This window comes from Pseudomonas sp. MAG002Y, assembly GCF_019400845.1.
GTDB classification, from domain to species: Bacteria; Pseudomonadota; Gammaproteobacteria; order Pseudomonadales; family Pseudomonadaceae; genus Chryseomonas; species Chryseomonas luteola.
Map to the genome: position 1 here is coordinate 57,447 of NZ_WOEJ01000002.1, position 26,809 is coordinate 84,255.

The window sequence follows — 26,809 nt, forward strand, 5'->3', positions numbered from 1 at the left end:
TTCCTGGCAACAACAATGACAACACCGGCCTGAAACAGGCTGGCCATGCATGGGGCCTGATGCGCGAATTCAGTCGTGCTCGGCCCCCTGCGTGCCAACAGGAGGTATGCGACGTGAACTGCGAGTCCGAGCTGTGCATTGAAAAGGTCGGTGCGGCCAAGCCCCGATACCGTTCGGTGTCGATCGGCCATCCGGCCGTAGACATCCGCCATGAGCAGAATGGCACTATCCGCATGCAGGCTCTGGAACCCCTGGCGCCGTTACCGCAGCGCTTGCTTGATCGCCTGGTCCATTGGGCCAGGGTACGGCCCGATCAAACCTTTGTAGCGGCACGTGAACAGGGCGGGGAGTGGCGGCGCATCACCTACGCCGACATGCTCCAGCGCGCACGTGCCATCGCACAAACCCTGCTGGGGTTTGGGCTTTCTGCCGAGCGCCCATTGGTCATCCTGTCCGGGAACGATCTTGAACATTTTCAGCTGTGCATGGGCGCGCTCTATGCAGGTATTCCCTATTGCCCGGTCTCACCAGGGTATTCGCTGCTTTCCCAGGATCTGGGCAAGCTCAAGCATGTAATCGATCTGCTTGATCCTGGCATGGTGTTCGCCTGTGACGGTGAGCTGTACCGCCGCGCCATCGAGGCGCGTGTGCCAGCGGAGGTGCCCGTAATCCTGACGCGGGGTGATCTTGACGGGCGGCTCTGTATTGCGTTCGAGGAGTTGCTCGCCCAGCCCGGCGGCGCCGAGGCGGATGCGGCTTTTGAGGCCACAGGGCCGGACAGCATTGCCAAGTTTCTCTTCACCTCCGGCTCTACCAAGCTGCCAAAGGCGGTAGTCACTACCCAGCAAATGCTCTGCGCCAATCAGCAGATGCTGCTGCAAACCTTTCCCACCTTTGGTGAGGAGCCGCCTGTGCTGGTGGACTGGCTCCCGTGGAATCACACCTTTGGCGGCAGCCACAACATCGGCATCGTGCTTTATAACGGTGGCAGCTTCTATTTGGATGAGGGCAAGCCTACGCCGCAGGGCATGGCTGAAACCTTGCGCAATCTGCGGGAGATTTCACCTACCGCGTACCTGACCGTACCCAAGGGCTGGGAGGAGTTGGTTACTGCGCTGGAAAATGATCCTGAGTTGCGTGAGCGATTTTTCGCCAAGATAAAGTTGTTCTTCTTTGCCGCCGCAGGGCTTTCTCAAAGTGTCTGGGACCGTCTGGATCGTGTAGCGGAGCGGCATTGCGGCGAGCGTATCCGCATGATGGCCGGGCTTGGCATGACCGAAACGGCGCCGTCCTGCACCTTTACTACCGGGCCACTGTCCATGGCGGGCTATGTCGGGCTACCGGCGCCGGGCTGTGAGGTCAAGCTGGTGCCGGTGGATGGCAAGCTCGAGGCACGCTTTCGCGGACCGCACGTGATGCCGGGCTATTGGCGCTCACCAGAGCACAACGCCCAGGCCTTTGACGAAGAAGGCTTCTACTGTACCGGCGATGCGCTCAAGTTCGCGGACCCGCAGCAGCCGCACCTGGGGCTGATGTTCGACGGGCGGATCGCCGAAGACTTCAAGCTATCGTCCGGTGTGTTTGTCAGCGTGGGGCCGTTACGCACACGCGTGGTGCTGGAAGGCGCGCCCTATGTGCAAGATGCGGTCATTGTCGGCCCGGACCACGACTGTCTTGGCCTGCTGATCTTTCCCCGTCTGCCTGAGTGCCGAGCCTTGTCCGGCCTGGGTGATGATGCCTCGTCCGCCGATGTGCTGGCCTCACCTTCAGTACGCGCCTGGCTTGCCGGGCTGCTCAGGCGGCTCAATCGGGAGGCAACCGGCAGTGCCAGCCGGGTGGAGTGGGCCTGCCTGCTCGATGAGCCGCCCTCTATCGATCGAGGTGAAATTACGGACAAGGGTTCGATCAACCAGCGCGCCGTGTTGCAGTGGCGAGCGGATCGGATCAAGACAATCTGCCAGGGCAATGACGCCTCGGTTGTCCGTTTCGAGGCGATGGAGGCAGCGCGATGAACAATTCTGTGGGGATCAAGGCGCGTACTGTGATGGGACTCGTCACTGGATGGATGCTTTTATCGATGATGACCACTGCCCAAGCGGCCACCGGTGTGGCTCCCCAGACGGAGCTGGTTTACGAGGCGACCGTGGAGATTGCCGATACCGTGTCCCTGGGCAAAGGCCCCCTGGGGGAGCGTCGTATCGTACCGATTACCGGCGGACGTTTCGTTGGTCCCAGGCTGCGTGGCAAGGTCTTGCCGGGCGGGGCGGATCGGCAGCTGGTCCGTGCCGATGGCGTCCAGCAGCTCGATGCCTTGTATGAGATGCGCACCCATGATGGCGCGATCCTGACAATCCACAATCAGGCCCTGATCCACGAGCTGGATACCAAGCCCTACGCCTTCTCCACACTAACCATTACCGCTCCGGACGGCCCTTACGGCTGGTTGAATCGCTACGTTTATGCCGGAACCGTCGAAAGGGCACCCTTGCAGCGCAATGCCGTACTGATTCGCGTGTACCGCCTCAAATAGGAAACTGCCATGGCGCGACAACAGGGCTTGTATTCTGCATTCGACGACGTGGTGCTGCTTGGGGGTGTCCGTACACCCTGGGTAGATTACTGCGGCGCGCTGGGGCAGGTTTCACCGATTGACCTGGGCATCAAGGTCGCGCGCGAGGTACTGGCACGCAGTGGCGTGGCGCCGGATCAGGTTGATAGCGTTCTGGCAGGGTCTGTCGCTCAGGCCAGTTTCGATGCTTACCTGTTACCCCGACACATCGGCCTTTATGCGGGCGTTCCCTTAGAGGTGCCGGCCCTGCAAGTCCAGCGTATCTGTGGCACCGGTTTCGAGTTGCTGCGTCAGGCGGGTGAACAGATTGGCTTGGGTCAGGCCGAGATCGCCTTGTGCGTCGCCAGCGAGTCCATGTCTCGCAATCCCATTGCGGCCTATACGCACCGGAGCGGTTTTCGCCTGGGAGCCTCGGTGGAGTTCAAGGACTTTCTCTGGGAGGCCCTGATGGACCCGGCACCGGGTATCGACATGATTGGTACCGCTGAAAATCTGGCCCGTCGCTACAGCCTTACGCGTGCCGAGGTTGATACCTATGCATTGGCAAGCTTCAACCGGGCGCTGGCAACACAGGAGGCCGGTTGGTTTGCGGATGAAATTGTTCCTGTGCAAACAGAAGAATTTCGGCTGGAAGGGTATCGCACGCGGGGTATTCAACTGCCACGTCGTATCGCTTCTGTCGCTGTCGACAGTCATCCGCGGCCCACGTCACTTGACGCACTGGCCCGGCTCGCCGCGATTCACGAGGGCGGTGTGCAGACGGCAGGCAACAGCTGTGCAGTGGTTGACGGTGCTGCGGCGATGGTCGTGGCCAGAAGATCAAACCGGACAGACAAGCCACTGCTAGCCAACCTGTTGGCCGCTACCGCGGTCGGGGTTGCTCCAGAAGTAATGGGCATCGGTCCGGCATCGGCCATCAGCCTGCTGCTCGAACGCAGCGGGCTGACGCTGGCGGAGATTGCGCGCATCGAGATCAACGAGGCGCAGGGCGCACAGGTGTTGGCTGTCCAGCGTGAACTGGATATCGATCCGGAAAGGCTGAATACCTGTGGCGGTGCGATTGCGCTGGGACATCCCCTGGCCGCAACCGGCCTGCGCCTGACGCTTACCCTGGCGCGGCAGCTACAGGCCAACCACGAACGCTATGGCATTGCCGCCGCGTGTGTGGGCGGCGGGCAAGGCATGGCGGTGCTGATTGAAAACTCGAACTATCGTTAAGAGGATGCCATGACCTATCACCCTCCGCTGCGCGATATACGGTTCGTTATTGATGAATGGCTCGATGCTCCTTCTACATGGCCTGCAATACCAGCCTTTAGTGAAATAGATGCTGATCTATCCATGCAGGTTCTGGAGGAAGCGGGGCGTTTTAGTGCCGACAGGTTGGCGCCGCTTAACGCCTCGGGCGATCGCCAGGGCTGCCAGCTGCAGGATGGACAGGTGACGACGCCGTCCGGATTTGCCGAGGCCTATCAGGCCTATGTCGAGGGTGGCTGGCCCGCCTTGGCTTGTGACCCGGCCTGGGGAGGGCAGGGCCTGCCACAGTTGCTGGACGCGGCGCTTCAGGAAATGCTGGTTTCCGCCAACCATGCCTGGGCCATGTATCCCGGTATTGCCCATGGTGCATACGAATGCCTGCGCGCCCATGCCTCAGAAGCGCTCAAGGATGCCTACCTTGGCAAGCTTGTAAGTGGCGAGTGGCTTGCCACCATGTGCATCACCGAGCCCCAGGCTGGCAGTGACGTTGGCCTGATTCGTACCCGGGCAGAGCCGATAGAGGGGGGACGCTATCTGCTCGACGGCAGCAAGCTGTTCATCTCGGGTGGCGAACATGATCTGACATCCAACATCGTGCATCTCGTACTGGCTCGCCTCCCTGACGCACCTGCCGGCAGCCGCGGGTTGTCGCTGTTCCTGGTGCCCAAGGTGCTTGAGGGCACGGCTAATGGCGTGTACTGCGAGAGCCTGGAGCACAAGATGGGTATCAAGGGCAGTGCAACCTGTGCCTTGCGTTTCGAGGGGGCCTGCGGCTGGTTGATTGGCGAGCCCCATCGGGGATTGGCGGCAATGTTTGTCATGATGAACTCGGCACGCCTGCATGTAGGGCTGCAAGGGTTGGGACATGTCGAGTCGGCCTATCAACAGGCACTTGCCTATGCCTCGGAAAGAAGGCAAATGCGCGCGCCGAAGCGCTCTGAAGAGACGGCTGAAGCAGCCGATCTGCTTGTTCATCATCCGGCCATGCGACGCGTTTTGCTGGAACTACGGGCTTGCAGCGAGGGAATGCGGGCGCTGGGGTACTGGGGAGCGCATCTGCTGGATCTGGCCGAGCATGCGACAGAGGCCGATGAGCGCGCCCGCACCCATCAACTGGCATCGCTGCTGACACCGGTCATCAAGGCATTCTTTACCGAGCAGGGGTTTCAGCAGGCCAGTGCGGCGCTGCAGGTGCTGGGTGGTTATGGCTACGTGACAGACTTTGGCATTGAGCAGACCCTGCGCGACAGCCGGATCGCCATGATCTATGAGGGCACCAACGAAATTCAGGCCAATGACCTGCTCGTGCGCAAGGTCATCGGCGACAGGGGAGCAGCACTGGGCAGGCTTCTGGAGCACTATCAGGCAGAAGCCGAGCGGTGTTTGGCAACGCCTTCGTGCAAGTCTTATGGTGCGGCGTTAAGACAGGCCTGCGACCAGACTTGGCAGGTGACAGCGGACTTGATGAGTTCCAGCGATTCGGAATGGCCCTACCGCGCTGCGTTGGATTATCTGCGCTTGCAGGGCTGGTTAGGGTTGGCATTTGTCTGGGCACGTACGGCTCGGCTGACCGAGTCCCGTCAGGAAGATGCATTTTATAGAACCAAAAGCGAAACGGCCCGCTTCGCGTTTGACTATCTGCTGCTCAATGTTGCGCAGACCGCGGACGCTATCAAGGTGAGCCGGGCACCTTTACCTGCTTTATAGGAGATAGTGGCGAAACGGTCGGGATCTGGCAGTAATTGGTGTGAAAACGGCAGGCATAATGGGGCGATGGCAGGCATTTCGTCAGCTTTTCTTTGTAGGGGTTGTTTATCGTTTTATGGCCCTTGAGCGCTGAAAGCGCCATGTCTGAGCGGTTGTAAGACCTTGATCGAGTCAAGGCTGACCGCAAGCGTCATGCGGCAGGCGGAACCACATGGGTAACGGCTCTCTCCATACCTTCATATCCCTCCCATATGACAGGTAACTTCATGGCAGACGCTGTTAGCTCCGCAACCGAGAGCCATATCAAGCCCAAGGCCTATATGGCAATGGTGGCTACCGTTGCAGCCATCGCCGGAGGGTTGTACGGCTATGATACGGGCATCATCTCCGGTGCCCTTCCACAAATTGCCCAGGACTTCGAGCTTAATCACCGCGCCCAGGAGCTTGTCACGGCTGCCATCTTGCTGGGTGCGGTAATCGGTGCCCTGAGTTCGACACGTATGTCGGCAAGGCTTGGGCGTCGGCTGACCATCGTGATCGTGGCGGGTATCTATTGTGTGGGGGTGGTTGCTGCTGCCATCTCTCCCAATGTCTGGTGCCTAGGGCTGTCTCGCCTGGTGCTGGGCTTTGCAGTCGGCGGCTCGACGCAAATTGTCCCCACCTACATCGCTGAACTGGCACCTCCCGAAAAGCGGGGTCGCCTGGTGACCTATTTCAACGTTTCCATTGGTGTAGGGATTCTCCTGGCTGCAATTGTGGGTGTGGCTGGCCAGAACCTCTTTACCTGGCGCTGGATGATTGGGGTTGCGCTTGTACCTTCGCTGGTACTGTTGTTTGGCATGACCCGAATGCCGAGAAGTCCGCGGTGGCTGGTCGAGCAGGACCGTCCGAAAGAGGCCAGGCATGAGCTGTCCAAGGTACGGGATACCACGGGGGAGGTGCGCGAAGAGATTGCGGATATCCAGGAAGTTGTGGACAAGAAGGAGGAGCATTCGGTAACAGGCTGGCGGGCCATGCGCCAACCGTGGTTACGACCGGCGCTTGTGGCCGGCCTGGGCGTAGCGGCGTTTACCCAGCTCAGCGGTATCGAGATGATGATCTATTACACGCCGACGTTTCTGAGGGATGCCGGCTTTGGCGCGTCCGCTGCGCTGTGGTCAGCCCTTGGCGTGGCAATCACTTATCTGGTCATGACGGTAATCGGTAAGCTGATTGTCGACAAGGTCGGACGGCGAACGCTGAGCCTAGCGATGATTCCGGGGGCAGTGGTGGCGCTTCTGGTATTGGGCGCCGTGCTGCACTTCAATTTGGCGGGCGATTCGCAGAGCTGGTGGGTAGTGGGGTGCCTGATCGTCTTCATGATCTTCAACGCAGGCGGCATCCAGGTGGTGGGCTGGCTGACCGGATCGGAAATCTATCCGCTGGCTATTCGGGATCAGGCGACCGGTGCTCATGCCGCCATGCTCTGGGGGTCCAATCTATTGCTGACCGGGACTGCCTTGACCATGACGCAATGGCTGGGTGTAGGCGGTGCGATGTGGGTTTACGCCGGACTCAATGTCCTGGGCTGGGTCTTCATCTTCTTCCTGGTCCCGGAAACGGGTGGACGAAGCCTGGAAGACATCGAGCGGTCACTGAAGGCCGGTTCCTTCCTGCCCCATCGCACCCACAAGCAGCCCGCGTAAATGTAATGCGCCGGGCTACCGGTAGACCTTGTGCAACAAGTGCAGCAGTTGCTGCCGCTCCTCGGTACTCAGGGCGGCGGTGGCCTCGTTATCACTGCGGATAGCCACTTCTTTAAGCTGCTTGAGCAGGGTCTCGCCGGTTTTGCTCAGAAAGATGCCATAGGAGCGCTTGTCGGCCTTGCAGCGTATACGTAGCGCAAGGCCCAGCGCTTCCAGCTTGTTCAGCATGATAACCATCTGCGGTGGCTCGATGGCCAATGCACGCGCCAGCTCGGCCTGCATGAGGCCCGGGTTCTGCTCGATCAGCGTAAGGGCGGTGAACTGGGCGGGGCGAAGATCATAGGCTTCCAGCTCATTGATCAGATGCTGGAAGACTCTCAGCTGAGCCCGACGCAGGGCATAGCCGATCACCTCGTCCAGAAATGGCGAGTTGATTTCGCTGCTTTCTTCCATATCGGTCGTATCGACTGCAACCTGCTGTTTTTTATTCATTGAATGAGAAACGGTTTCGTCATGATCATCGAATAATGCGGGCAGATAATATACAAGTCACGTATTTTCTTATACATCGTAGGGGTATTGTCGCTACCACCAGTGCTTTTCAGAAGGTCAAAGCAGGCTTAGGTGCAACCCGGCCTTTGCGGCTCGTCCGAATCAGCATAAAAGCGGCAAATCAACACAACGCAAGAGTGAGCAGGCTATTTTGTACTGGCAGGCTTGAAGCCTTGATGTAGACAGGTTCTAACGAGATGGGGCGGCGTCTTCCGGCGGTCAAGAGACAGACGGTTGCGCCTTTGTCGGTTTCCTGGGTTGCACCTGGTTGCACCATGCAGAGGTAGCCTCTATGCTTGCCGCCACCGTGTAGCACTTCCAATTAAAAAAGGCTGTTCAATGGCAACTACTACTACGCTAGGCGTGAAACTCGACGAAGCCACCCGTGAACGTTTGAAAGAGGCCGCTCGCCTTATCGACCGTACACCCCATTGGTTGATCAAACAGGCAATCTACACGTACCTGGAAACATTGGAAAAAGGTGTAAGTGTCGACGAGTTGCAGAATATTGCAGCGCGACTGGGCGAAGGTGACAACGAAGTAGTAGAAGCCCTGGCTGATCCGGTCTATCAGCCATTCCTTGAATTTGCCGAAAGCATTCTGCCGCAGTCTGCACTGCGCTCTGCCGTGACGGCCGCCTATCGCCGTCCGGAAGAAGAGATGGTGCCTATGCTGCTTGAGCAGGCGCGTCTCCCCGCAACTACTGCCGATGCCGCGTACAAGCTGGCCTACAGCATCGCTGAAAAGCTACGTAACCAGAAGGGCGCTGGTGGCCGCTCCGGCATGGTCCAGAGCCTGCTGCGCGAATTCTCTCTGTCTTCCCAGGAAGGCGTGGCGCTGATGTGTCTGGCCGAAGCGCTGCTGCGTATCCCGGACAAGGGCACCCGTGATGCCCTGATCCGCGACAAGATCAGCAAGGGCAACTGGCAGCCACACCTGGGCAACAGCCCGTCACTGTTCGTCAATGCAGCGACCTGGGGGCTGTTGCTAACGGGCAAGCTGGTCTCCACCCACAACGAGGCGGGTCTTTCCAGCTCGCTCAATCGCCTCATCGGCAAGAGCGGCGAGCCGGTCATCCGCAAGGGTGTAGACATGGCGATGCGCCTGATGGGCGAGCAGTTCGTCACCGGCGAAACCATTGCCGAAGCCCTGGCCAATGCCAGCGCGCTTGAAGCCAAGGGCTTCCGCTACTCCTACGACATGCTGGGTGAAGCGGCCCTGACCGAGGAGGATGCCCAGCGTTATCTGGCGTCCTACGAGCAGGCCATTCATTCCATCGGCAAAGCCTCTCATGGCCGTGGCATCTATGAGGGCCCGGGCATCTCTATCAAGCTGTCCGCCCTGCATCCGCGCTACAGCCGTGCGCAGTACGAGCGCGTCATGGACGAGCTGTATCCGCGCCTGCTGAATTTGACCCTGTTGGCTAAGCAGTACGACATCGGTATCAACATCGATGCCGAAGAAGCCGATCGCCTGGAAATTTCCCTCGATCTACTGGAGCGCCTGTGCTTCGAGTCCAGCCTGGCTGGCTGGAACGGGATTGGTTTTGTCATCCAGGCCTACCAGAAGCGTTGTCCGTTCGTGATCGATTATATGATCGATCTGGCGCGCCGCAGCCGTCACCGTCTGATGATCCGTCTGGTGAAAGGTGCGTACTGGGACAGCGAGATCAAGCGTGCCCAGGTTGAAGGTCTGGAAGGTTATCCGGTTTACACCCGCAAGGTGTATACCGATGTGTCCTACATCGCGTGTGCGCGCAAGCTGCTGGCCGTGCCGGAAGTGATCTACCCACAGTTCGCTACCCACAACGCCCACACCCTGGCGGCGATCTACCAGATCGCAGGTCAGAACTACTATCCCGGCCAGTACGAGTTCCAGTGCCTGCATGGCATGGGCGAGCCGCTGTACGAGCAGGTCGTCGGCAAGGTGGCCGATGGCAAGCTGAACCGCCCGTGCCGCATCTATGCACCGGTGGGAACGCATGAAACCCTGCTGGCGTACCTCGTGCGTCGCCTGCTGGAAAACGGCGCGAACACCTCGTTCGTCAACCGTATTGCCGATCACTCTATCTCCTTGAAAGAGCTGGTGGCCGATCCGGTCGTGACGATCGAGCAGATCGCAGCACAAGAGGGCAAATTAGGCCTGCCACATCCACGCATTCCGCTGCCCAGCCAGCTGTATGGCGAAGGCCGCTTGAATTCCAGCGGTATTGACTTGGCCAATGAGCATCGACTGGGCTCGTTGTCGGGTGCGTTGTTACATAGTAACAACACTGAATGGCGTGCAGCGCCCATGCTGGGCTGCCCGGCTGAAGTAGGCATTCCCCAGGCCATCCAGAATCCGGCCGATCACCGTGATGTGGTGGGTTATGTGCAGAACGCCAGCGTCCAGGACGTGGACAATGCGCTGAACAGTGCATTGACTGCTGCACCGATCTGGCAGTCCACACCGCCGGACCAGCGTGCCGCCGTGCTCGAAACCGCTGCCAACCTGATGGAAGCGCAAATTCAGCCACTCATGGGCCTGCTGGTTCGTGAAGCCGGCAAGACCTTTGCGAATTCCATTGCTGAAGTGCGCGAGGCCGTGGACTTCCTGCGCTATTACGCCGCCCAGGTGCGTCGTGATTTCGCCAATGACACCCACCGCCCGCTAGGGCCGGTGGTCTGCATCAGCCCGTGGAACTTCCCGCTGGCGATCTTTACAGGTCAGGTTGCGGCTGCGCTGGCGGCGGGTAATACCGTTCTGGCCAAGCCTGCCGAGCAGACGCCACTGATCGCGGCTCAGGCCGTTCGCCTGCTGCTGGAAGCTGGCGTGCCGGAAGGCGTGGTGCAATTGCTGCCAGGCCAGGGGCATACCGTAGGTTCGGCACTGGTCAGCGATGAGCGTGTGAAAGGCGTAATGTTCACCGGTTCGACCGAAGTCGCCAACATTATTTCCCGCAACATTGCCGGTCGCCTGGATGCCCATGGCCGTCCGATTCCGCTGATCGCTGAAACAGGTGGCCAGAACGCAATGATCGTGGATTCCTCGGCACTGGCCGAGCAGGTGGTAACCGACGTCGTGGCATCAGCGTTCGACAGCGCCGGTCAGCGCTGCTCCGCCTTGCGCGTCCTGTGTGTGCAGGAAGACGTGGCGGATCGCATTCTTGAGATGCTCAAGGGGGCGATGGCTGAGTGTCGCATCGGCAATCCGGATAACCTGCCGGTAGACATTGGCCCGGTGATCGATGCCGAAGCCAAGGCCAATATCGACAAGCACATCCAGGGCATGCGGGCCAAAGGCCGTACAGTTTACCAGATTGCACGCAACAACGATGGCGCGACTCATCGCGGCACCTTTGTGATGCCAACGCTGATCGAGCTGGAAAGCCTGGACGAGCTGGAGCGTGAAATCTTCGGTCCGGTGCTGCACGTGGTGCGCTATGCCCGTCAGGACCTGAACCGCCTGATGGATCAGATCAACGCTACGGGTTATGGCCTGACGCTGGGTGTGCATACCCGCATCGACGAAACCATTGCCCAGGTTGTGGAAAAGGCCCAGGCGGGCAACCTCTACGTTAACCGCAACATGGTAGGCGCAGTGGTCGGCGTGCAGCCTTTCGGTGGCGAAGGCTTGTCCGGTACAGGTCCGAAGGCCGGTGGTCCGGTGTACCTGTACCGCCTCCTGTCTACCCGTCCGGTAGACGGAGTGGCCCAGGCGTTTGCCCGTGACGATCAGGAAAGTCCGTCTGACCTGACCCTGCGTACCCAAATGGAACAGCGTCAGGGCAAGCCGCTCGAAGCGTTGCAGAAGTGGGCAGGCGAGCAGAACAACACCGATTTGGCCGAGCTGTGCCAGGCATTCGCCAGGCAGACCGTCAGCGGTGTGACTCGCCTGCTGGCCGGTCCGACGGGTGAGCGCAACACCTACAGCCTGCTGCCACGTGAGCGTGTGCTCTGTCTGGCGGATGACGAGACGGATCTGATGGCCCAGCTGGCAGCGGTACTGGCAGTCGGCAGCACCGCGCTGTGGGTGCAGAACGATCTGTCCCGTGCGTTGCGTGGTCGTTTGCCCAAGGCTGTTCAGGCTCGTATCCAAACGACGTCCGACTGGACCAAGGACGAGGAACACTTCGATGCCATCCTGCATCACGGTGACTCCGATCAGTTGCGTCAGGTCTGCCAGCAGGCAGCCCAGCGTAGCGGTCCGATCGTGGGCGTTCAGGGATTGTCCCAGGGCGAAACCGCGATTCCGCTGGAGCGTCTGCTTATCGAACGCGCGGTAAGCGTCAACACCGCAGCAGCCGGCGGTAACGCTAGCCTGATGACCATCAGCTGAGTGCTCCGCTCATGAAAAGGCCCGGTTGATCCGGGCCTTTTCGTTTCTGCAGGATTTATCGATACAGGATGCCCTCCGTCTCCATTGTGACTCGTGTTCCGGCGCGACCCTGCGTGATGGCCTCGATGTCCGACAGCGAGCCGATGACAGCCGCCTTCCCAGTCTTACGGGCAAACTCGCAGGCCGCCTGGACCTTGGGTCCCATGGAGCCTGCCGCGAACCCGAGCGCTTCCAAGGCCTCGGGGTGGGCTTGGGCAATCGCTTTCTGGTCGGGCTTGCCCCATTCGATATAGGCTGCGTCCACGTCAGTGGCAATCACTAGCAGGTCCGCGTCCAGCTCCTGCGCCAGTAGGGATGAGCAGAGATCCTTGTCGATGACCGCCTCAATACCTTTCAGGCGGCCGTGGTGGTCATAGCAGGTGGGAATCCCGCCGCCGCCTGCGCAGATGACAATGGTGCCTTTTTCCAGGAGCCACTTAATCGGGCGAATCTCGAAAATGCGTTTGGGTTGGGGGCTGGCTACCACGCGGCGGAATTTGTCGCCATCTGCGGCAATGGTCCAACCCTTTTCCGCCTGGAGCTGTTCGGCCTGCTCCCGACTATAGACCGGGCCGATGGGTTTGGTGGGATGTTGGAACGCTGGGTCGGCAGCATCCACCTCTACTTGAGTCAACAGCGTGGCGAACGGCACCTCATACGGAAGCAGGTTGCCCAGCTCCTGCTCGATCATGTAGCCAATGGAGCCTTCGGTCTGCGCGCCCAGCACATCCAGGGGGTAGGGGCTTACGTCCGTATAGGCCGCACCCTGCAGGGCCAACAGCCCGACTTGGGGGCCATTGCCATGAGCAATGACCAGCTCGTTGCCGTCCACGATCTTGGCCAGTTGCCCGGTGGCGATCCTGACGTTCTCCCGCTGGTTCTCAGCGGTAAGGGGTTCGCCTCGGCGAAGCAGGGCATTACCCCCCAGAGCGACGACGATACGCATGGTGCGACTCCTTACAGGTCAGCGAGAGTAGCGACCAGAACGGCCTTGATGGTATGCATCCGGTTCTCTGCCTGCTCGAATACTATGGAGGCGGGCGACTCGAATACGTCATCAGTCACTTCGATACCATTGGCAAGGTGCGGGTATTTTTCGGCAATCTGCTTGCCGACCTTGGTTTCAGCGTTATGGAAGGCAGGCAGGCAATGCATGAACTTGGTCCGTGGACTGCCGGTCGCCTTCATCAGCTCGCTGTTGACCTGGTAAGGCAGGAGCAACTGAATGCGCTCACCCCAGGCTTCCACGGGTTCGCCCATGGACACCCAGACATCGGTATGCACAAAGTCGACGCCCTGAACCGCTTCCCTGGGGTCTTCAGTCAATGTAACGCGTGCGCCAGTCCCCTCGGCGATGGCCTTGCACTCCTTGATCCAGTCTTCGTGTGGCCACAACGCCTTTGGCGCGCCGATGCGTACGTCCATGCCCAGCTTGCAGCCAATCAGTAGCAGTGAGTTGCCCATGTTGTTGCGTGCATCGCCCAGGTAGGCGTAGCTGATGTCATGCAGCGGTTTGTCGCTGTTTTCCTGCATAGTCAGCACGTCGGCCAGCATCTGGGTGGGGTGGTATTCATCGGTCAGGCCGTTGTACACCGGCACGCCTGCATATTTGGCCAGCTCTTCCACCGTCTCCTGGCTGAAGCCGCGATACTCAATGGCGTCATACATGCGGCCAAGCACACGGGCAGTGTCCTTCATGGTCTCCTTGTGGCCGATCTGGGAGGAGGTCGGGTCGATGTAAGTGACGTGCGCGCCCTGGTCATGGGCGGCTACTTCGAAGGCGCAGCGGGTGCGGGTCGAGGTCTTTTCGAAGATAAGGGCAATGTTGTTGCCCTTGAGGTGCTGCTGCTCGTTGCCGGTGTACTTGGCGCGCTTGAGGTCGCGGGCGAGGTCCAGCAGGTAGCGGATCTCCCGCGGAGTATGGTGGGCCAGGCTGAGCAGGTTGCGGTTGCGAATGTTGAAAGCCATGTGATTTCTCCTGAGGTTCCGGTAGGGGCGGGTGGGATTAGTAATCGACAGGGTCACGTACGATCGGGCAGGTCATGCAGTGGCCGCCGCCCCGGCCCCGGCCAAGCTCACTGGCGCTGATGGTGATGACTTCAACCCCCGCCTTGCGTAGCTGGGTGTTGGTGTAAGTATTGCGGTCATAGCCGACCACAACGCCGGGTTCCAGGGCGACCACGTTGTTGCCGTCATCCCATTGCTCGCGTTCAGCTTCGTAGCTGTCACCACCGGTCAGCACGACGCGCAACGCCTTGAGGCCCAGCGCTTCAGCCACAGTGTCGAGGAAGGGTTTGGGTTCGCGGCGGATGTCGATACCGCCCGGCTTGCTTTCATCCGGCCTCAGGCTGAACGGCACGATGGCATTGGCGACTTCTGGATACACGGTGACCAGATCGCGGTCGCAAAAGCTGAACACGGTATCCAGGTGCATGGCCGCACGGGATTTGGGGAGACCGGCCACGATGATCCGCTCCACTGCGCCTGCCTTGAACAGGTTTTGCGCCAGTTGGCCAATGGCTTGCCGTGAGGTGCGCTCGCCCATGCCGATCAGCAATATGCCTTTGCCAATAGGCATGACGTCGCCGCCCTCCAGGGTGGCAAGGCCGTGGTCCACATCCGGGTCTCCATACCAGATGTCGAAGTGCTGATCGGAGAATTCCGGAGCAAACTTGTAGATGGCCGCTGTCAGCAGTGTTTCCTGGCGACGGGCTGGCCAGAACATCGGATTTAGCGTGACGCCGCCGTAGATCCAACAGGTGGTATCACGGGTGAACTGGGTGTTGGGCAAGGGCGGTAATACAAAGCTGGAGTGGCCCAGGTAATCCCGGAACATCTTGACCATTTCACTGCCGCTGGTGTCGGGAAGGTCCGAGCCGGACACGCCACCAATCAGGAACTCAGCCAAATGGCGGGGCTCCTGGCTTTCGAGCCAGGCGCGGGTTTCGTTGACCAAGCCTATGCCGACCTGATTGGGCACGATCTTGCGGTCCAGAATCCATTTCAGCGCTTCGGGATTCTTCACCGTCTCGGTGAGCAGATTGTGCATCTCCAGCACTTCTACCCCACGCTCACGCATTTTGGTGACAAAGTCGAAGTGATCGCGCTTGGCCTGATTCACCCAGATCACATCGTCGAACAGCAGGTCGTCACAATTGCTGGGGGTCAGGCGCTGATGGGCCAGTCCGGGCGAGCAGACCAGTACTTTGCGCAGTTTGCCGACTTCCGAATGCACGCCGAGTGGGGTTGAGTTAACGGTCATGTCTGTTCTCCTTGTCACAGGGTCAGGAAGCCGGCGTACAGACCGTAGGCTGCTATGGCAGCGCCCAGCACGACGGCGGCGAAGATCAGTTTTTCAACAGCGGTGAAAACGGGCTGGCCCAGCTCGTGTTTGGCCTTGGCGAACAGGATTGCGCCAGGGGCATAGAGCAGGGCGGAAAGCAGCAGGTATTTCATGCCGCCGGCATAGAGCAGCCAGGCGCTGTAGAGGGTGGCAATGACGGCAATGATCAGGTCCTTGCTGCGTTCACGGGAGGCGGCCTCGTAGGACTCGCCTCGTACGCCGATCAACAGGGCATAGGCCGCCGACCAGAAGTACGGCACCAGAATCATGGAGGTGGCCAGGTACAGCAGGCTGGTGTAAGTGCTGGCGGCAAACAGGGTGATCACCAGGAACAGCTGAATCAGCCCATTGGACAGCCACAGTGCATTGCTGGGCGCATGGTTGGCGTTCTCCTTGCGCAGGAAACGCGGCATGGTGTTGTCGCGGGCGGCGGCATAGAGAATCTCGGCGCAGAGCAATGTCCAGGAGAGCAAGGCCCCGGCCAACGAGATCACCAGCCCTACGCTGATCAATACCGCACCCCAATGACCGACGAGATGCTCCAGTACGCCTGCCATGGAGGGGTTCTTGAGTCCGGCCAGTTCCGGTTGGCTCATGACGCCCAGCGACAGGACGTTGACCAGCACGAGCAGCAGCAGCGTGCCAAGAAAGCCGATCACGGTTGCCTTGCCCACATCACGGCGTTTCTCGGCACGTGCGGAATACACGCTGGCGCCTTCGATCCCGATGAAGACCCACACAGTCACCAGCATCATGTTTCGCACTTGGTTCATGACGCTGCCTGAGTCCGGTGTGCCCCAGAAGTCCGCTGTGAAGACATCCAGGCGGAACGCTACGCCCGCGAGCACGATGAACATCACCAGCGGAACGATCTTGGCGATCGTGGTGACGAGGTTGATGAAGGCAGCTCCATGTACGCCGCGCAGGACCAGGAAATGTACGCCCCACAGGACGGCCGAGGCACACAGGATGGCCAGCGGCGTGTTGCCCTCGCCAAACGCCGGAACGAAAAGACCCAGCGTACTGAACAGGAGCACGAAGTAACTGACATTGCCGAGCCAGGCGCTGATCCAGTAACCCCAGGCGGAGGAGAAGCCCATGTAGTCACCGAACCCTGCCTTGGCGTAGGCGTAGACACCGGCATCCAGTTCGGGTTTGCGGTTGGCGAGGGTCTGGAAAACGAAGGCCAGGGTCAGCATGCCGACAGCGGTAATGGCCCAGCCGATCAGCACGGCGCCCGCGCCGGCACTTTGGGCCATGTTTTGCGGCAGTGAAAAAATGCCGCCCCCGATCATCGATCCCACGACGAGGGCAGTCAGCGCGCCCAGCCTTAACTTTTGTGTTTGTGCTGTGGTCATGACGGCATTTCCTTACGGGTTTGAGCCTATTAGGAACCTGTAGGAAAAATGGCCAATGACCTGGATCAAGGAGACGAACGATTGTTTGAACACGCGCTATTGGAGATCAATGCCTCAATAGATCGTTGTGGATTGACCTGAAGCAATGAAGTGCTCTGCGGCAAATAGTTTGGCCGTGCAGATCCATTACGCTAGCCAGAAGACCGCCAAACGGTCTGACGTGAACGCAATCTGCCAAGCGGCGGGAGGAGTGAAAATCATGTACGAGCCGGGTCGTCTTGACGTGCAGCGGCTGGGTAACCCGCAACAGCCAGCCTTTCGCCTAAGCCTGACCTATGAGGTGACGTCTCCGTCGCGCGAACAGGTCGTAAGGTTCGACCTCAACGGTACAGTAGGTGAGCAGACCGTCCGCGAAACGTTCGAGTTGCGCCGCGATGTGGCCTGCAATTTTCTGTCAGTGATCAGCCGCCGCCTGCGGGGCTATGGACTGGCGCCGCGCACCGCCTGCGTCTTTTCATGGCATGACGACTACGATCCGTTGTTCGACGATCTGCGTCGGCGCCTGCAGCTCAAGCCGGGTGACCCGGTGGACCTGGAATGGTTTCTGAGCCGGGGGTGATGTGCGTTGGGCCCATTCTGTCCCCGGCCTGCACGGCCTCATTCAAGGCCTTCACAACACCTCCGTGCCAATAACAGCATGACTCAAACGGTAGGCGTATCGATCCGCTCGCGTATCCAGGCGACGAACTTTCGGATCTTGGGGACTTCTGCGGCATGCTCGGGATAGCCGAGATAATACGTATGTGGGCTGGTCATGCTGTGCGGCCAGGCAGTGACCAGCTTACCCTCGGCCAGCTCCTCGTCGATCAGAAAGCGTGGCACCAGGGCGACACCGCAGCCCACCTGCGCCGCGCGGATGCACATAGTAAAGGTATCGAAGCGCGGCCCGTGGTAGCTGTGTTCGGTGTGAAGGCCCTGGCTCTGGAACCATTCGTGCCACGCCTCGGGGCGAGCTGCATTCTGGAGCAGAATGTAATCGGCCAGCTGCGTCGGATCGCTCAGGTGCCCTTCGGGCCAGAGACCGGGTGCGCAGACCGGCACCATGTCCTCAGTCATCAACGGAATACATTCAGCACCGGGCCAGCGTCCCTGGCCGGCGAACAGTGCCACGTCACAGGCCGGCTCGTTGACGTCCATATTCTTGACTTCATGACGCACGTCCAGGTGGATCATCGGATGCTGTAGCCGCCAGCCCTTGAGGCGTGGGATTAGCCAGCGCTCGCCAAAGGTCGGAGGCGTTGCTACACGCAGCACCTCGGTTTCACCTCCATAGGAGCGCATGTAATGGGTCGACATCTCGATCTGCGTGAGAATCTTGCTGACTTCAGACAGGTACAGCGAGCCGGCTGGAGTCATCTGCAACCGCTGGCGTACGCGTCGAAAAAGTGGATGGCCCAGCTGTTCTTCGAGCTGAGCCACCTGCTTGCTCACCGCACTCTGAGTCAGGTTCAGCTCCTCGGCGGCACGGGTAAAGCTCAGGTGCCGTGCCACGGCCTCGAAACATTGCATGGCGGTGATCGAGGGTATGTGGCGACGGGACATGACAGCTCCAACCTGAGTCGGCGCGCAGATTTAAGGCTGCGTGCAGAACGTTCATGAAAAAAAGGAATGATAAACCGAGCAAAGGTCGTTTGTTGAGCAGCCGCTTCCCGGCTAATACTGAACCCATAATGACCTAAGGAGCCAGCCATGATTGACGCACTGCTCAGCCGTCTCGGCGTTGACCCAAGCCTTTACCAGAACGGCAACCATGCCGTGTTCACACCTATCGACGGCAGCCAGCTTGGCGCTGTCACGCTGGAAAGCGCCGCCGAGGTGGAGCAAAAGATCACCCGGGCCGACAAGGCTTTCCAGGCCTGGCGTGCTGTACCAGCGCCACGTCGCGGTGAGTTGGTCCGCCTGCTGGGCGAAGAGCTGCGCAAGCACAAGGCTGACCTGGGCGAGCTGGTGTCCTGGGAAGCGGGCAAGATCACGCAGGAGGGGTTGGGTGAAGTGCAGGAAATGATCGATATCTGCGACTTCGCCGTCGGCCTGTCCCGCCAGCTGTATGGCCTGACGATCGCCTCCGAGCGTCCCGGTCACCACATGCGTGAAACCTGGCACCCGCTGGGCGTGGTAGGTGTGATCAGTGCGTTCAATTTCCCGGTGGCGGTCTGGTCATGGAACACCGCCCTGGCCATCGTCTGCGGTAACTCTGTGGTATGGAAACCTTCGGAAAAAACGCCGCTGACGGCATTGGCCTGTCAGGCGCTGTTTGAGCGCGCCGTCAAAGCCTTTGGCGATGCACCGGACTACCTGAGCCAGGTCATCGTAGGGGACCGAGCCAGCGGTGAAGCGCTGGTGGATGATCCACGCGTGGCCTTGGTCAGCGCCACCGGCAGCACCCGTATGGGCCGTGAAGTGGGGCCACGTGTAGCGGCTCGCTTTGGCCGTTCGCTGCTGGAGCTGGGCGGCAACAATGCCATGATCGTTGGGCCCAGTGCCGATCTTGACATGGCAGTTCGCGCCATCTTGTTCAGCGCTGTGGGTACGGCCGGTCAACGCTGCACCACACTGCGCCGCTTGATTGCCCATGAATCCATCAAGGATGAATTGGTGACACGCTTGAAGTCTGCCTATGCCAAGGTGCGTATCGGCCATCCGCTGGAAGGCAATCTGGTCGGTCCGCTGATCGACGCACAGAGCTTTCAGGCCATGCAGGGCATCCTGGAGCAGGCCAAGGGTGAGGGCGGTGTGGTCTTTGGTGGCGAGCGTCAGCTGGCGGACCAGTACCCGAACGGTTACTACGTCTCTCCGGCTATCGTCGAGATGCCCGAGCAGAGCGAGTCGGTGCAGACTGAAACCTTTGCCCCCATTCTCTACGTGATGACTTACCGTGAATTCAACGAGGCCATCGCCATGAATAATGCGGTGCCGCAAGGCTTGTCGTCCTGCATCTTCACGACGGACATCCGCGAGGCTGAGTCCTTCCTGTCTGCGGTGGGCAGTGATTGCGGTATCGCCAATGTGAATATCGGCCCGAGCGGCGCCGAGATTGGAGGGGCCTTTGGCGGAGAGAAGGAAACCGGCGGCGGCCGCGAGTCCGGCTCCGATGCCTGGAAGAGCTATATGCGTCGCCAGACCAATACGGTGAACTACTCCCGCGAGCTGCCATTGGCGCAGGGGATCGTGTTTGATTGAGGTGGGACTTGAGTGATGCGTATCGCTGCGCTCAATCCACCCTACCGGGTAGCTTTGTAGGGTGTTGATGCGGGACTGCCGGGACGGTCTCGTAGGATGGGTTGGGCCCTGACGATATCTATCGAAACCCTCACCCTCAAGGTTAACGGTTCATATCGTCATTGTGTGAAGGAATACCTATGCCGCTCCGCCAGCAATGTCTGTGGGAAACCCTGTCACCTAATACCCTCAATGCACCACCCTTGAAAGGCGAATCCAGGGCTGATGTCTGCATCATCGGTGCAGGCATTACGGGGCTTTCGGCTGCGTTGCATCTGGCGGAACAGGGCAAGCGAGTGGCGATCATAGAAGCCTATGAAGTGGGGCATGGCGGTTCCGGCCGTAACGTCGGGCTGGTCAATGCCGGTATGTGGATTCCACCGGACGAGGCGGTCGCTACGCTTGGGCCCGCGGTAGGGGAAAAGCTGCTCAAGGTCATGGGGAACGCACCCTATGAGGTCTTCTCCCTGATCGAGCGCCACGGCATCGATTGCCAGGCGCAGCACCAGGGCACACTGCACATGGCGCATAACGGCAAGGGCCTTGCTGACCTGCAACGCCGCGCCGAGCAGTGGCAACGGCGAGGCGCACCGGTTGAATTGCTGACCGGTACTGCCTGCATCGAGGCCTGTGGCACGGCGCATGTCTCCGGCGCGCTGCTGGATCGCCGTGCCGGCACGATCAACCCGATGGGCTACAGCCTTGGGCTGGCCCGCGCGGCATTAGCGCAGGGCGTTCAGCTCCATCAGCAGTCACCGGTTACTCGCCTTGAGCGTCAGGGCTCACAGTGGTGCGTCGTGACGAGGCAAGGGGCCGTGCTGGCCGAGCAGGTGCTTATCGCTTCCAACGCCTATACCGAAGGCGAGTGGACTACCCTGCGCAATCAATTCTTTCCGGGGTATTACTATCAGGTCGCCTCCAGGCCGCTGGGGCCTGAAGCCGATTTTATCCTGCCCGGCGCGCAGGGCTCCTGGGATACCCGCACGGTGCTCAGCAGTATCCGGCGCGATGCAGCGGGACGCCTGTTGCTGGGCAGCCTGGGCAATATGGCGAGCCGTCCGGGCTGGTTCATCGAGGCCTGGGCTGATCGCATTCAGCAGCATTATTTCCCTGCGCTTGGCAAGGTCGAGTGGGAATGCACCTGGACAGGATGCATCGCGTTTACGCCTGATCATCTGATGCGCCTGTTCGAACCGGCACCCGGTTTGCTCGCCATGACCGGTTATAACGGGCGCGGTGTAACGACCGGTACCGTTGTAGGCAAGGCCTTTGCCCATTACTTGTGCAGCGGTGACAGCGAAGTGCTACCGATGCCCTTTGTCCCCTGGGATCACAACCCGGTAGGGCAATGGCGAAGCCCGCTCTACGAAGCCGGTTTTAGTCTTTATCACGCGGGGCAGTGTTTGCGAATTGTGGTGTAACTCGTAGTGTTACTTATTGGTGCAAGAGGTGAGGATGACAAGATCAGGACAGTGCATCTAGGCCGTTTCGCTGTCCTGAACGATGCTTCGTGAGTGACCTTATACATAGGCAAGCGCTGCTTTAGTCGCAGGCTGGCGGAGCATTTCGCCGATTTCTTACAAAATTCTCTGATTTTTCACAAAAACCTATGATTTTGAAGATTTTTAACGATATCAGAGCGCTGGCATGTGGATTGCTGTCTGGAGAGGGCCAACCTAACCCTTTGGAGCAAATCTCCCATGTCGACGATTTACAGAAAAGGCATTCTGGCTCTCGCAATTGGCTCAGCTCTTTCGTTTTCCGCTTTGGCTCAGGCCGATATCATCATCGGTGTTGCAGGTCCCTTTACTGGCGCTAACGCCGCTTACGGAGAGCAGTTCTGGAAAGGTGCAACACTGGCGGCTGAGGACATTAACGCCACGGGTGGTATCAATGGTGAAAAGATCAAACTGGTACAGGGCGACGATGCCTGTGAGCCCAAACAAGCGGTAGCGGTGGCTAACCGGTTGGTCGATTCCGAGGGAGTCAAGGCGGTGATCGGCCACTTCTGCTCCTCCAATACGCTGCCAGCGTCAGAGATTTACGATGAAGCAGGAATAATCTCCATCACGCCTGGATCAACCAATCCACAAATCACCGAGCGCGGTCTGGCAGGCGTATTCCGTATGTGTGGCCGTGATGACCAGCAAGGGGTCGTGGCAGCCAACTACATCGTGGATACGTTAAAGGCGAAAAAGGTAGCTGTTATCCATGACAAGGATGCTTACGGCCAGGGCCTGGCGGATGCCATGAAAGCTCAGCTGGCCAAGCGCGGCGTGAAGGAAGTGCTTTATGAAGGCCTGACGCGCGGTGAGAAGGACTTCAACTCCCTGGTAACCAAGATTCGCTCCTCTGGGGCCGAGGTCGTCTACTTTGGCGGTCTGCACCCCGAAGCCGGCCCGCTGGTCCGCCAGATGCGAGAGCAGGGCGTAAACGCCAAATTTGTTTCAGGTGATGGCATCGTCTCGGCTGACATGGTAACGACCGCCGGTGGCCCGCAATATACCAAGGGGGTGTTGATGACCTTTGGTGCCGATCCGCTGAAAAGCCCGGCCGGTAAAAGCGTAGTCGATAAGCTGCGCGCCTCGGGTTATGAGCCGGAAGGCTACACGCTGTATTCCTATGCCTCTTTGCAAGCCGTGGCGGCTGCCTTCAAGGGCGCCGGCAGCACGGATGGCGAAGCCGCCTCCGAATGGCTCAAGAGTCATACCGTTCCTACCGTTCTGGGTGAAAAGTCCTGGGATGGCAAGGGCGACCTCAAAGTCTCCGACTACGTAATGTACGAGTGGGACGATAAAGGCAAATACAACCAGTTGCCCTGATTCCCTTTCTGCGTTCATGCGTCTTTCACCTCCGGCTGACCAAGCCGGAGGTGATGTCCTGGCGCGTCTTTACTCAACCGCTTGCGCGAGAATGACATCGTGGACGGTATCTTCCTGCAACAACTCATCAACGGCCTGACCCTGGGCTCGGTATACGGGCTGATCGCCATCGGTTACACGATGGTGTACGGCATCATTGGCATGATCAACTTCGCTCACGGCGATGTGTACATGGTGTCTGCCTATCTGGCAGCCATCGGTATTGCCCTGTTGAGCTTTTTCGGCCTGCATTCCTTTCCTGTGCTGATCCTGGGCACGCTTATCTTCTGTGTAGTGGTGACCAGCCTTTATGGTTGGGCAATCGAACGAATCGCCTACAAACCGCTGCGTAACTCCACCCGCCTTGCGCCGCTGATCTCGGCCATCGGCATGTCGCTGATCTTGCAAAACTATGTGCAGCTGGCCCAAGGGGCTCGCCAACAAGGGGTACCAACGCTGCTCGATGGGGCGCTGCGCCTGCATATTGGTGAAGGCTTCGTCATCATCACTTACACCAAGATCTTCATCATCGTCGCGTCCATTGTGGGCATGGGCCTTTTGACCTATGTGATCCAGAAGACCACATTGGGCCGCATGTGTCGCGCGACCCAGCAGGATCGCAAGATGGCGCAGATTCTGGGCATCAACACCGACCGGGTGATCTCGTACGTGTTCATCATCGGTGCTGCGATGGCGGCGTTGGCCGGTGTACTGATTACCATGAACTACGGCACGTTCGACTTCTATGCCGGCTTCATCATTGGTATCAAGGCGTTTACTGCGGCGGTGTTAGGCGGCATCGGCTCGTTGCCGGGCGCCATGCTGGGCGGCATCATTCTGGGCGTGTCGGAGGCGCAATTCGCGGGTCTTGTGAACAGCGACTACAAGGATGTCTTCAGCTTCTCTCTACTGGTGCTGATTCTGATCTTCCGGCCCCAGGGGCTGCTTGGAAAGCCGCACGTGGCAAAGGTGTGATGTTATGACCCAGACTTCTTCCTTCGATTTCAAGGTCATCCTGCGTGATACCTTCATGGTCGGGCTGGTCTCGCTCATCCTGTTCGGGCCCATCGTAGGTATTGTGCTCGACGGTTATGGCTTCAACCTGGAGCCTCAGCGCGTCGGCATCATGGTGGCGGTGGTGATGGCGGGGCGTTTTCTGCTCAGCCTGTTCGGCCAGACGTCCAGGGGACGTACCTGGATCGAGTCGTTCAAGCGCAACGATGGGGGCGTGCATGTGCTGCCGCCCGGACACAAGTCGAATCTGCGGTACATCCTGCCTGTCGTGATTCTGGTCGCGCTGATCTTTCCCTTCCTGGCCACCAAGTACTGGCTGACCGTGGTCATCCTGTGCATGATCTACGTGCTGCTTGGCCTGGGGCTGAACATCGTGGTCGGGCTCGCCGGTCTTCTGGACCTGGGCTATGTCGGCTTTTATGCCATCGGTGCCTATGGGCTGGCGCTGGGTTACCAATACCTGGGGTTGGGCTTCTGGACGATGATTCCCCTTGCTGCAGTCATGGCTGCGGTGGCCGGGGCGATTCTTGGCTTTCCGGTGCTCAGGATGCACGGCGACTACCTCGCCATCGTGACCCTGGGCTTTGGTGAAATCATCCGTCTGGTGCTCAACAACTGGTTGGAGTTCACCAACGGCCCCAATGGAATTTCAGCACCGTCCCCTACGTTCTTTGGTATTGAGTTCGGTCGGCGGGCCAAGGAGGGCGGCGTGCCTCTCCATGAGCTGCTGGGAATCTCCTACAACCCCAACGCCACGATGATCTTCATCTACAGCGTGCTGTTTCTCATCGTGCTACTGGTGCTCTACATCAAGCATCGTCTTACCCGCATGCCCATTGGCCGTGCCTGGGAAGCGCTGCGCGAGGATGAGATCGCCTGCCGCGCCATGGGCCTTAACCATGTTCTGGTCAAGCTTTCCGCCTTCATGATCGGTGCGTCCACCGCCGGGATTGCCGGGGTTTTCTTTGCCACCTACCAAGGGTTTATCAATCCGGCGTCATTCAACTTTTTCGAGTCCGTTCTGGTGCTGGCCATTGTGGTGCTCGGCGGGCTTGGCTCGACCGTCGGGGTGGTCATTTCGGCCTTTGTCATGACGCTGCTGTTCGAGGTGCTGCGTGAGTTCGGCGACATCCGCATGCTCGTGTTTGGTGTGTTGATGGTCGTGATGATGATGTGGCGCCCACGCGGGTTGATCCGCATCAGCCGCAGTGGATTCGCGATTCGCAAGGGAGTAGCGCCATGAGCGACAACATTCTTACCGTTGACGGATTGGGCATGCGTTTCGGCGGGATCAAGGCGCTTTCCGATGTGGCCTTCAGCATTCGCCGCCATTCCATTACTGCCCTGATCGGCCCCAACGGGGCGGGCAAAACTACAGTCTTCAACTGCCTGACCGGATTCTACAAGGCCACCGATGGTCGCATCGTCTTGAGCAATGCTGACGGGCGCGAAACGGACGTGGGCAGGATCATGGGGGAGCCGTTTCAGCCCACCGATTTCGTCAACCCTGCCCAGTTCGGCAGTCGCCTCTGGTACAAGATGTTTGGCGGGACGCACCTGGTGAACCGTGCCGGCCTTGCGCGGACGTTCCAGAACATTCGCCTGTTCAAGGAAATGTCCGTGGTCGAGAATCTGCTGGTAGCCCAGCACATGTGGATCAACCGCAACCTGCTGGCGGGCGTCTTCAATACGCCGGGTTTTCGTCGGGCAGAGGAAAAGGCACTCGATGTAGCCTTTTACTGGCTGGAGGTGGTGGGGCTGACCGAGTGCGCCAACCGCCTTGCTGGGGAAATGTCCTACGGTCAGCAGCGCCGTCTGGAGATTGCGCGTGCCATGTGCACCCGACCGGAACTGATCTGTCTGGATGAGCCTGCTGCGGGTCTTAACCCTGCCGAGACCGAGAAGCTGTCGGCCATCATCAGGCACCTGCGTGACGAGCACAGGATCACTGTACTCTTGATCGAGCATGACATGGGCATGGTCATGAGCATCTCCGACCATATCGTCGTGCTCGATCACGGTAACGTGATCGCCCAGGGTCTGCCGGACGAGATCAAGAACAATCCGAAGGTCATTGCCGCCTACCTGGGCGCGGATGAGGAGGAGGTGGCATGACTACACCCTTGCTGGAATTCAAAAACGTCGACGTATTTTATGGGCCGATCCAGGCGCTCAAGGGCGTCTCCCTGCACATCAATGAGGGCGAGACGGTCAGCCTGATCGGTGCCAACGGGGCGGGCAAATCCACCTTGCTCATGTCCATCTTTGGACAGCCGCGGGCGCGTAACGGACAGATCATCTACCGAGGCGAGGAAATTACCCAGAAAAGCGCCCATTTCGTTGCTTCCAACGGTATCGCGCAATCACCGGAAGGGCGACATGTCTTTCCTGACATGAGTGTGGAAGAGAACCTGCTGATGGGCACCATCCCCATCGGTACCAAGCATGTGGACGAGGACATGCAGCGTATGTTCGAGCTGTTTCCGCGCCTCAAGGAGCGGCGTAACCAGCGGGCCATGACCATGTCTGGGGGCGAGCAGCAGATGCTGGCCATCGCCCGGGCCCTCATGAGCCGACCCAAGCTCCTGCTGCTTGATGAACCAAGCCTGGGACTTGCGCCTATCGTGGTGAAGCAGATCTTCCAGATCCTGCGTGAGCTTGCGCAGTCCGGCATGACGATCTTTCTGGTCGAGCAGAATGCCAACCATGCGCTCCGGTTATCGAACCGGGCTTATGTCATGGTGACGGGAGAGATCCGCATGACGGGCAGCGGCCAGGAACTGCTGGCTGATCCTCAGGTGCGCGAAGCCTACCTGGGCGGCCATTAA

The 26,809-nt window shown here is 59.5% G+C and carries 20 protein-coding genes; 14 read left to right on the top strand and 6 right to left on the bottom strand.

The features are described from left to right. The first annotated feature begins 113 nt into the window (after positions 1-113). The 5 genes from GM154_RS03265 (at position 114) to GM154_RS03285 (ending at position 7,218) form a co-directional block, all read left to right on the top strand. On the top strand, positions 114-2,012 hold the full coding sequence (locus GM154_RS03265; RefSeq protein WP_244322538.1) for a feruloyl-CoA synthase: 1,899 nt from the start codon (positions 114-116) through the stop codon (positions 2,010-2,012). Further along, a complete protein-coding gene (locus tag GM154_RS03270) occupies positions 2,009-2,530 on the top strand; it encodes a DUF3237 domain-containing protein (protein WP_122041533.1) in 522 nt (173 codons plus the stop codon). The genes GM154_RS03265 and GM154_RS03270 overlap by 4 nt, the downstream gene beginning before the upstream one ends. A 9-nt stretch (positions 2,531-2,539) precedes the next feature. Continuing rightward, the gene (locus GM154_RS03275) at positions 2,540-3,787 is read left to right on the top strand and encodes a thiolase family protein (protein WP_219650986.1); all 1,248 of its coding nucleotides are present in this window, start codon (positions 2,540-2,542) and stop codon (positions 3,785-3,787) included. Positions 3,788-3,796: 9 nt separating this feature from the next. Further along, complete coding sequence (locus GM154_RS03280) at positions 3,797-5,533, top strand: acyl-CoA dehydrogenase family protein (RefSeq protein ID WP_219650987.1); 1,737 nt, start codon at positions 3,797-3,799, stop codon at positions 5,531-5,533. Positions 5,534-5,799: 266 nt separating this feature from the next. Beyond that, positions 5,800-7,218, top strand: coding sequence for a sugar porter family MFS transporter (locus tag GM154_RS03285; RefSeq protein ID WP_219650988.1), 1,419 nt, complete (start codon positions 5,800-5,802; stop codon positions 7,216-7,218). Between the two features lie 15 nt (positions 7,219-7,233). On the opposite strand, the gene GM154_RS03290 is transcribed toward GM154_RS03285, so the two are convergent. Then, a complete protein-coding gene (locus GM154_RS03290; RefSeq protein ID WP_258019719.1) occupies positions 7,234-7,671 on the bottom strand; it encodes a MarR family winged helix-turn-helix transcriptional regulator in 438 nt (145 codons plus the stop codon). 438 nt (positions 7,672-8,109) lie between these two features. Here GM154_RS03290 and putA point away from each other — a divergent pair, with 438 nt between their 5' ends. Further along, the gene (putA, locus tag GM154_RS03295) at positions 8,110-12,087 is read left to right on the top strand and encodes a trifunctional transcriptional regulator/proline dehydrogenase/L-glutamate gamma-semialdehyde dehydrogenase (protein WP_219650990.1); all 3,978 of its coding nucleotides are present in this window, start codon (positions 8,110-8,112) and stop codon (positions 12,085-12,087) included. Between the two features lie 55 nt (positions 12,088-12,142). Here the strand turns inward: putA and arcC are convergent, their stop codons facing one another. Genes arcC through arcD form a run of 4 tightly spaced genes read right to left on the bottom strand, consistent with a single transcriptional unit; the run spans position 12,143 to position 16,827 of the window. Next, positions 12,143-13,072 (bottom strand): carbamate kinase, encoded by a 930-nt coding sequence (gene arcC, locus GM154_RS03300; protein WP_074821851.1) that lies wholly within the window; start codon positions 13,070-13,072, stop codon positions 12,143-12,145. An 11-nt stretch (positions 13,073-13,083) separates the two neighbouring features. After that, positions 13,084-14,094, bottom strand: a complete 1,011-nt coding sequence (locus tag GM154_RS03305; RefSeq protein WP_074821853.1) for an ornithine carbamoyltransferase — start codon at positions 14,092-14,094, stop codon at positions 13,084-13,086. Positions 14,095-14,131: 37 nt separating this feature from the next. Then, positions 14,132-15,388: an arginine deiminase gene (arcA, locus tag GM154_RS03310; RefSeq protein ID WP_219650991.1), complete on the bottom strand. Its 1,257-nt coding sequence runs from the start codon at positions 15,386-15,388 to the stop codon at positions 14,132-14,134. 14 nt (positions 15,389-15,402) lie between these two features. Next, on the bottom strand, positions 15,403-16,827 hold the full coding sequence (gene arcD, locus GM154_RS03315; RefSeq protein ID WP_219650992.1) for an arginine-ornithine antiporter: 1,425 nt from the start codon (positions 16,825-16,827) through the stop codon (positions 15,403-15,405). 259 nt (positions 16,828-17,086) lie between these two features. On the opposite strand from arcD, the gene GM154_RS03320 reads away from it, so the two are divergent. After that, positions 17,087-17,446 (top strand): DUF5064 family protein, encoded by a 360-nt coding sequence (locus GM154_RS03320; protein WP_219650993.1) that lies wholly within the window; start codon positions 17,087-17,089, stop codon positions 17,444-17,446. An 83-nt stretch (positions 17,447-17,529) separates the two neighbouring features. Here GM154_RS03320 and GM154_RS03325 read toward each other — a convergent pair whose 3' ends face one another. Beyond that, the gene (locus tag GM154_RS03325; protein ID WP_219650994.1) at positions 17,530-18,429 is read right to left on the bottom strand and encodes a LysR substrate-binding domain-containing protein; all 900 of its coding nucleotides are present in this window, start codon (positions 18,427-18,429) and stop codon (positions 17,530-17,532) included. 147 nt (positions 18,430-18,576) lie between these two features. Here GM154_RS03325 and GM154_RS03330 point away from each other — a divergent pair, with 147 nt between their 5' ends. The 7 genes from GM154_RS03330 to GM154_RS03360 all read left to right on the top strand — a co-directional run bounded on the left by GM154_RS03330 (position 18,577) and on the right by GM154_RS03360 (position 26,809). Continuing rightward, positions 18,577-20,067 (top strand): aldehyde dehydrogenase family protein, encoded by a 1,491-nt coding sequence (locus GM154_RS03330; protein WP_150346537.1) that lies wholly within the window; start codon positions 18,577-18,579, stop codon positions 20,065-20,067. A gap of 179 nt (positions 20,068-20,246) precedes the next feature. Further along, positions 20,247-21,527, top strand: coding sequence for an FAD-binding oxidoreductase (locus GM154_RS03335; RefSeq protein WP_219650995.1), 1,281 nt, complete (start codon positions 20,247-20,249; stop codon positions 21,525-21,527). A 279-nt stretch (positions 21,528-21,806) separates the two neighbouring features. Further along, positions 21,807-22,928, top strand: a complete 1,122-nt coding sequence (locus GM154_RS03340) for a branched-chain amino acid ABC transporter substrate-binding protein (protein WP_010795895.1) — start codon at positions 21,807-21,809, stop codon at positions 22,926-22,928. A 99-nt stretch (positions 22,929-23,027) separates the two neighbouring features. Then, complete coding sequence (locus GM154_RS03345) at positions 23,028-23,942, top strand: branched-chain amino acid ABC transporter permease (RefSeq protein ID WP_010795894.1); 915 nt, start codon at positions 23,028-23,030, stop codon at positions 23,940-23,942. A 4-nt stretch (positions 23,943-23,946) separates the two neighbouring features. Further along, positions 23,947-25,224, top strand: a complete 1,278-nt coding sequence (gene livM / locus GM154_RS03350) for a high-affinity branched-chain amino acid ABC transporter permease LivM (RefSeq protein WP_074821874.1) — start codon at positions 23,947-23,949, stop codon at positions 25,222-25,224. Further along, entirely contained in the window at positions 25,221-26,096 is an 876-nt protein-coding gene (locus GM154_RS03355) for an ATP-binding cassette domain-containing protein (protein ID WP_074821877.1), read from the top strand. Before livM ends, GM154_RS03355 begins: the two co-directional genes overlap by 4 nt. Further along, a complete protein-coding gene (locus GM154_RS03360; RefSeq protein ID WP_074821881.1) occupies positions 26,093-26,809 on the top strand; it encodes an ABC transporter ATP-binding protein in 717 nt (238 codons plus the stop codon). Before GM154_RS03355 ends, GM154_RS03360 begins: the two co-directional genes overlap by 4 nt.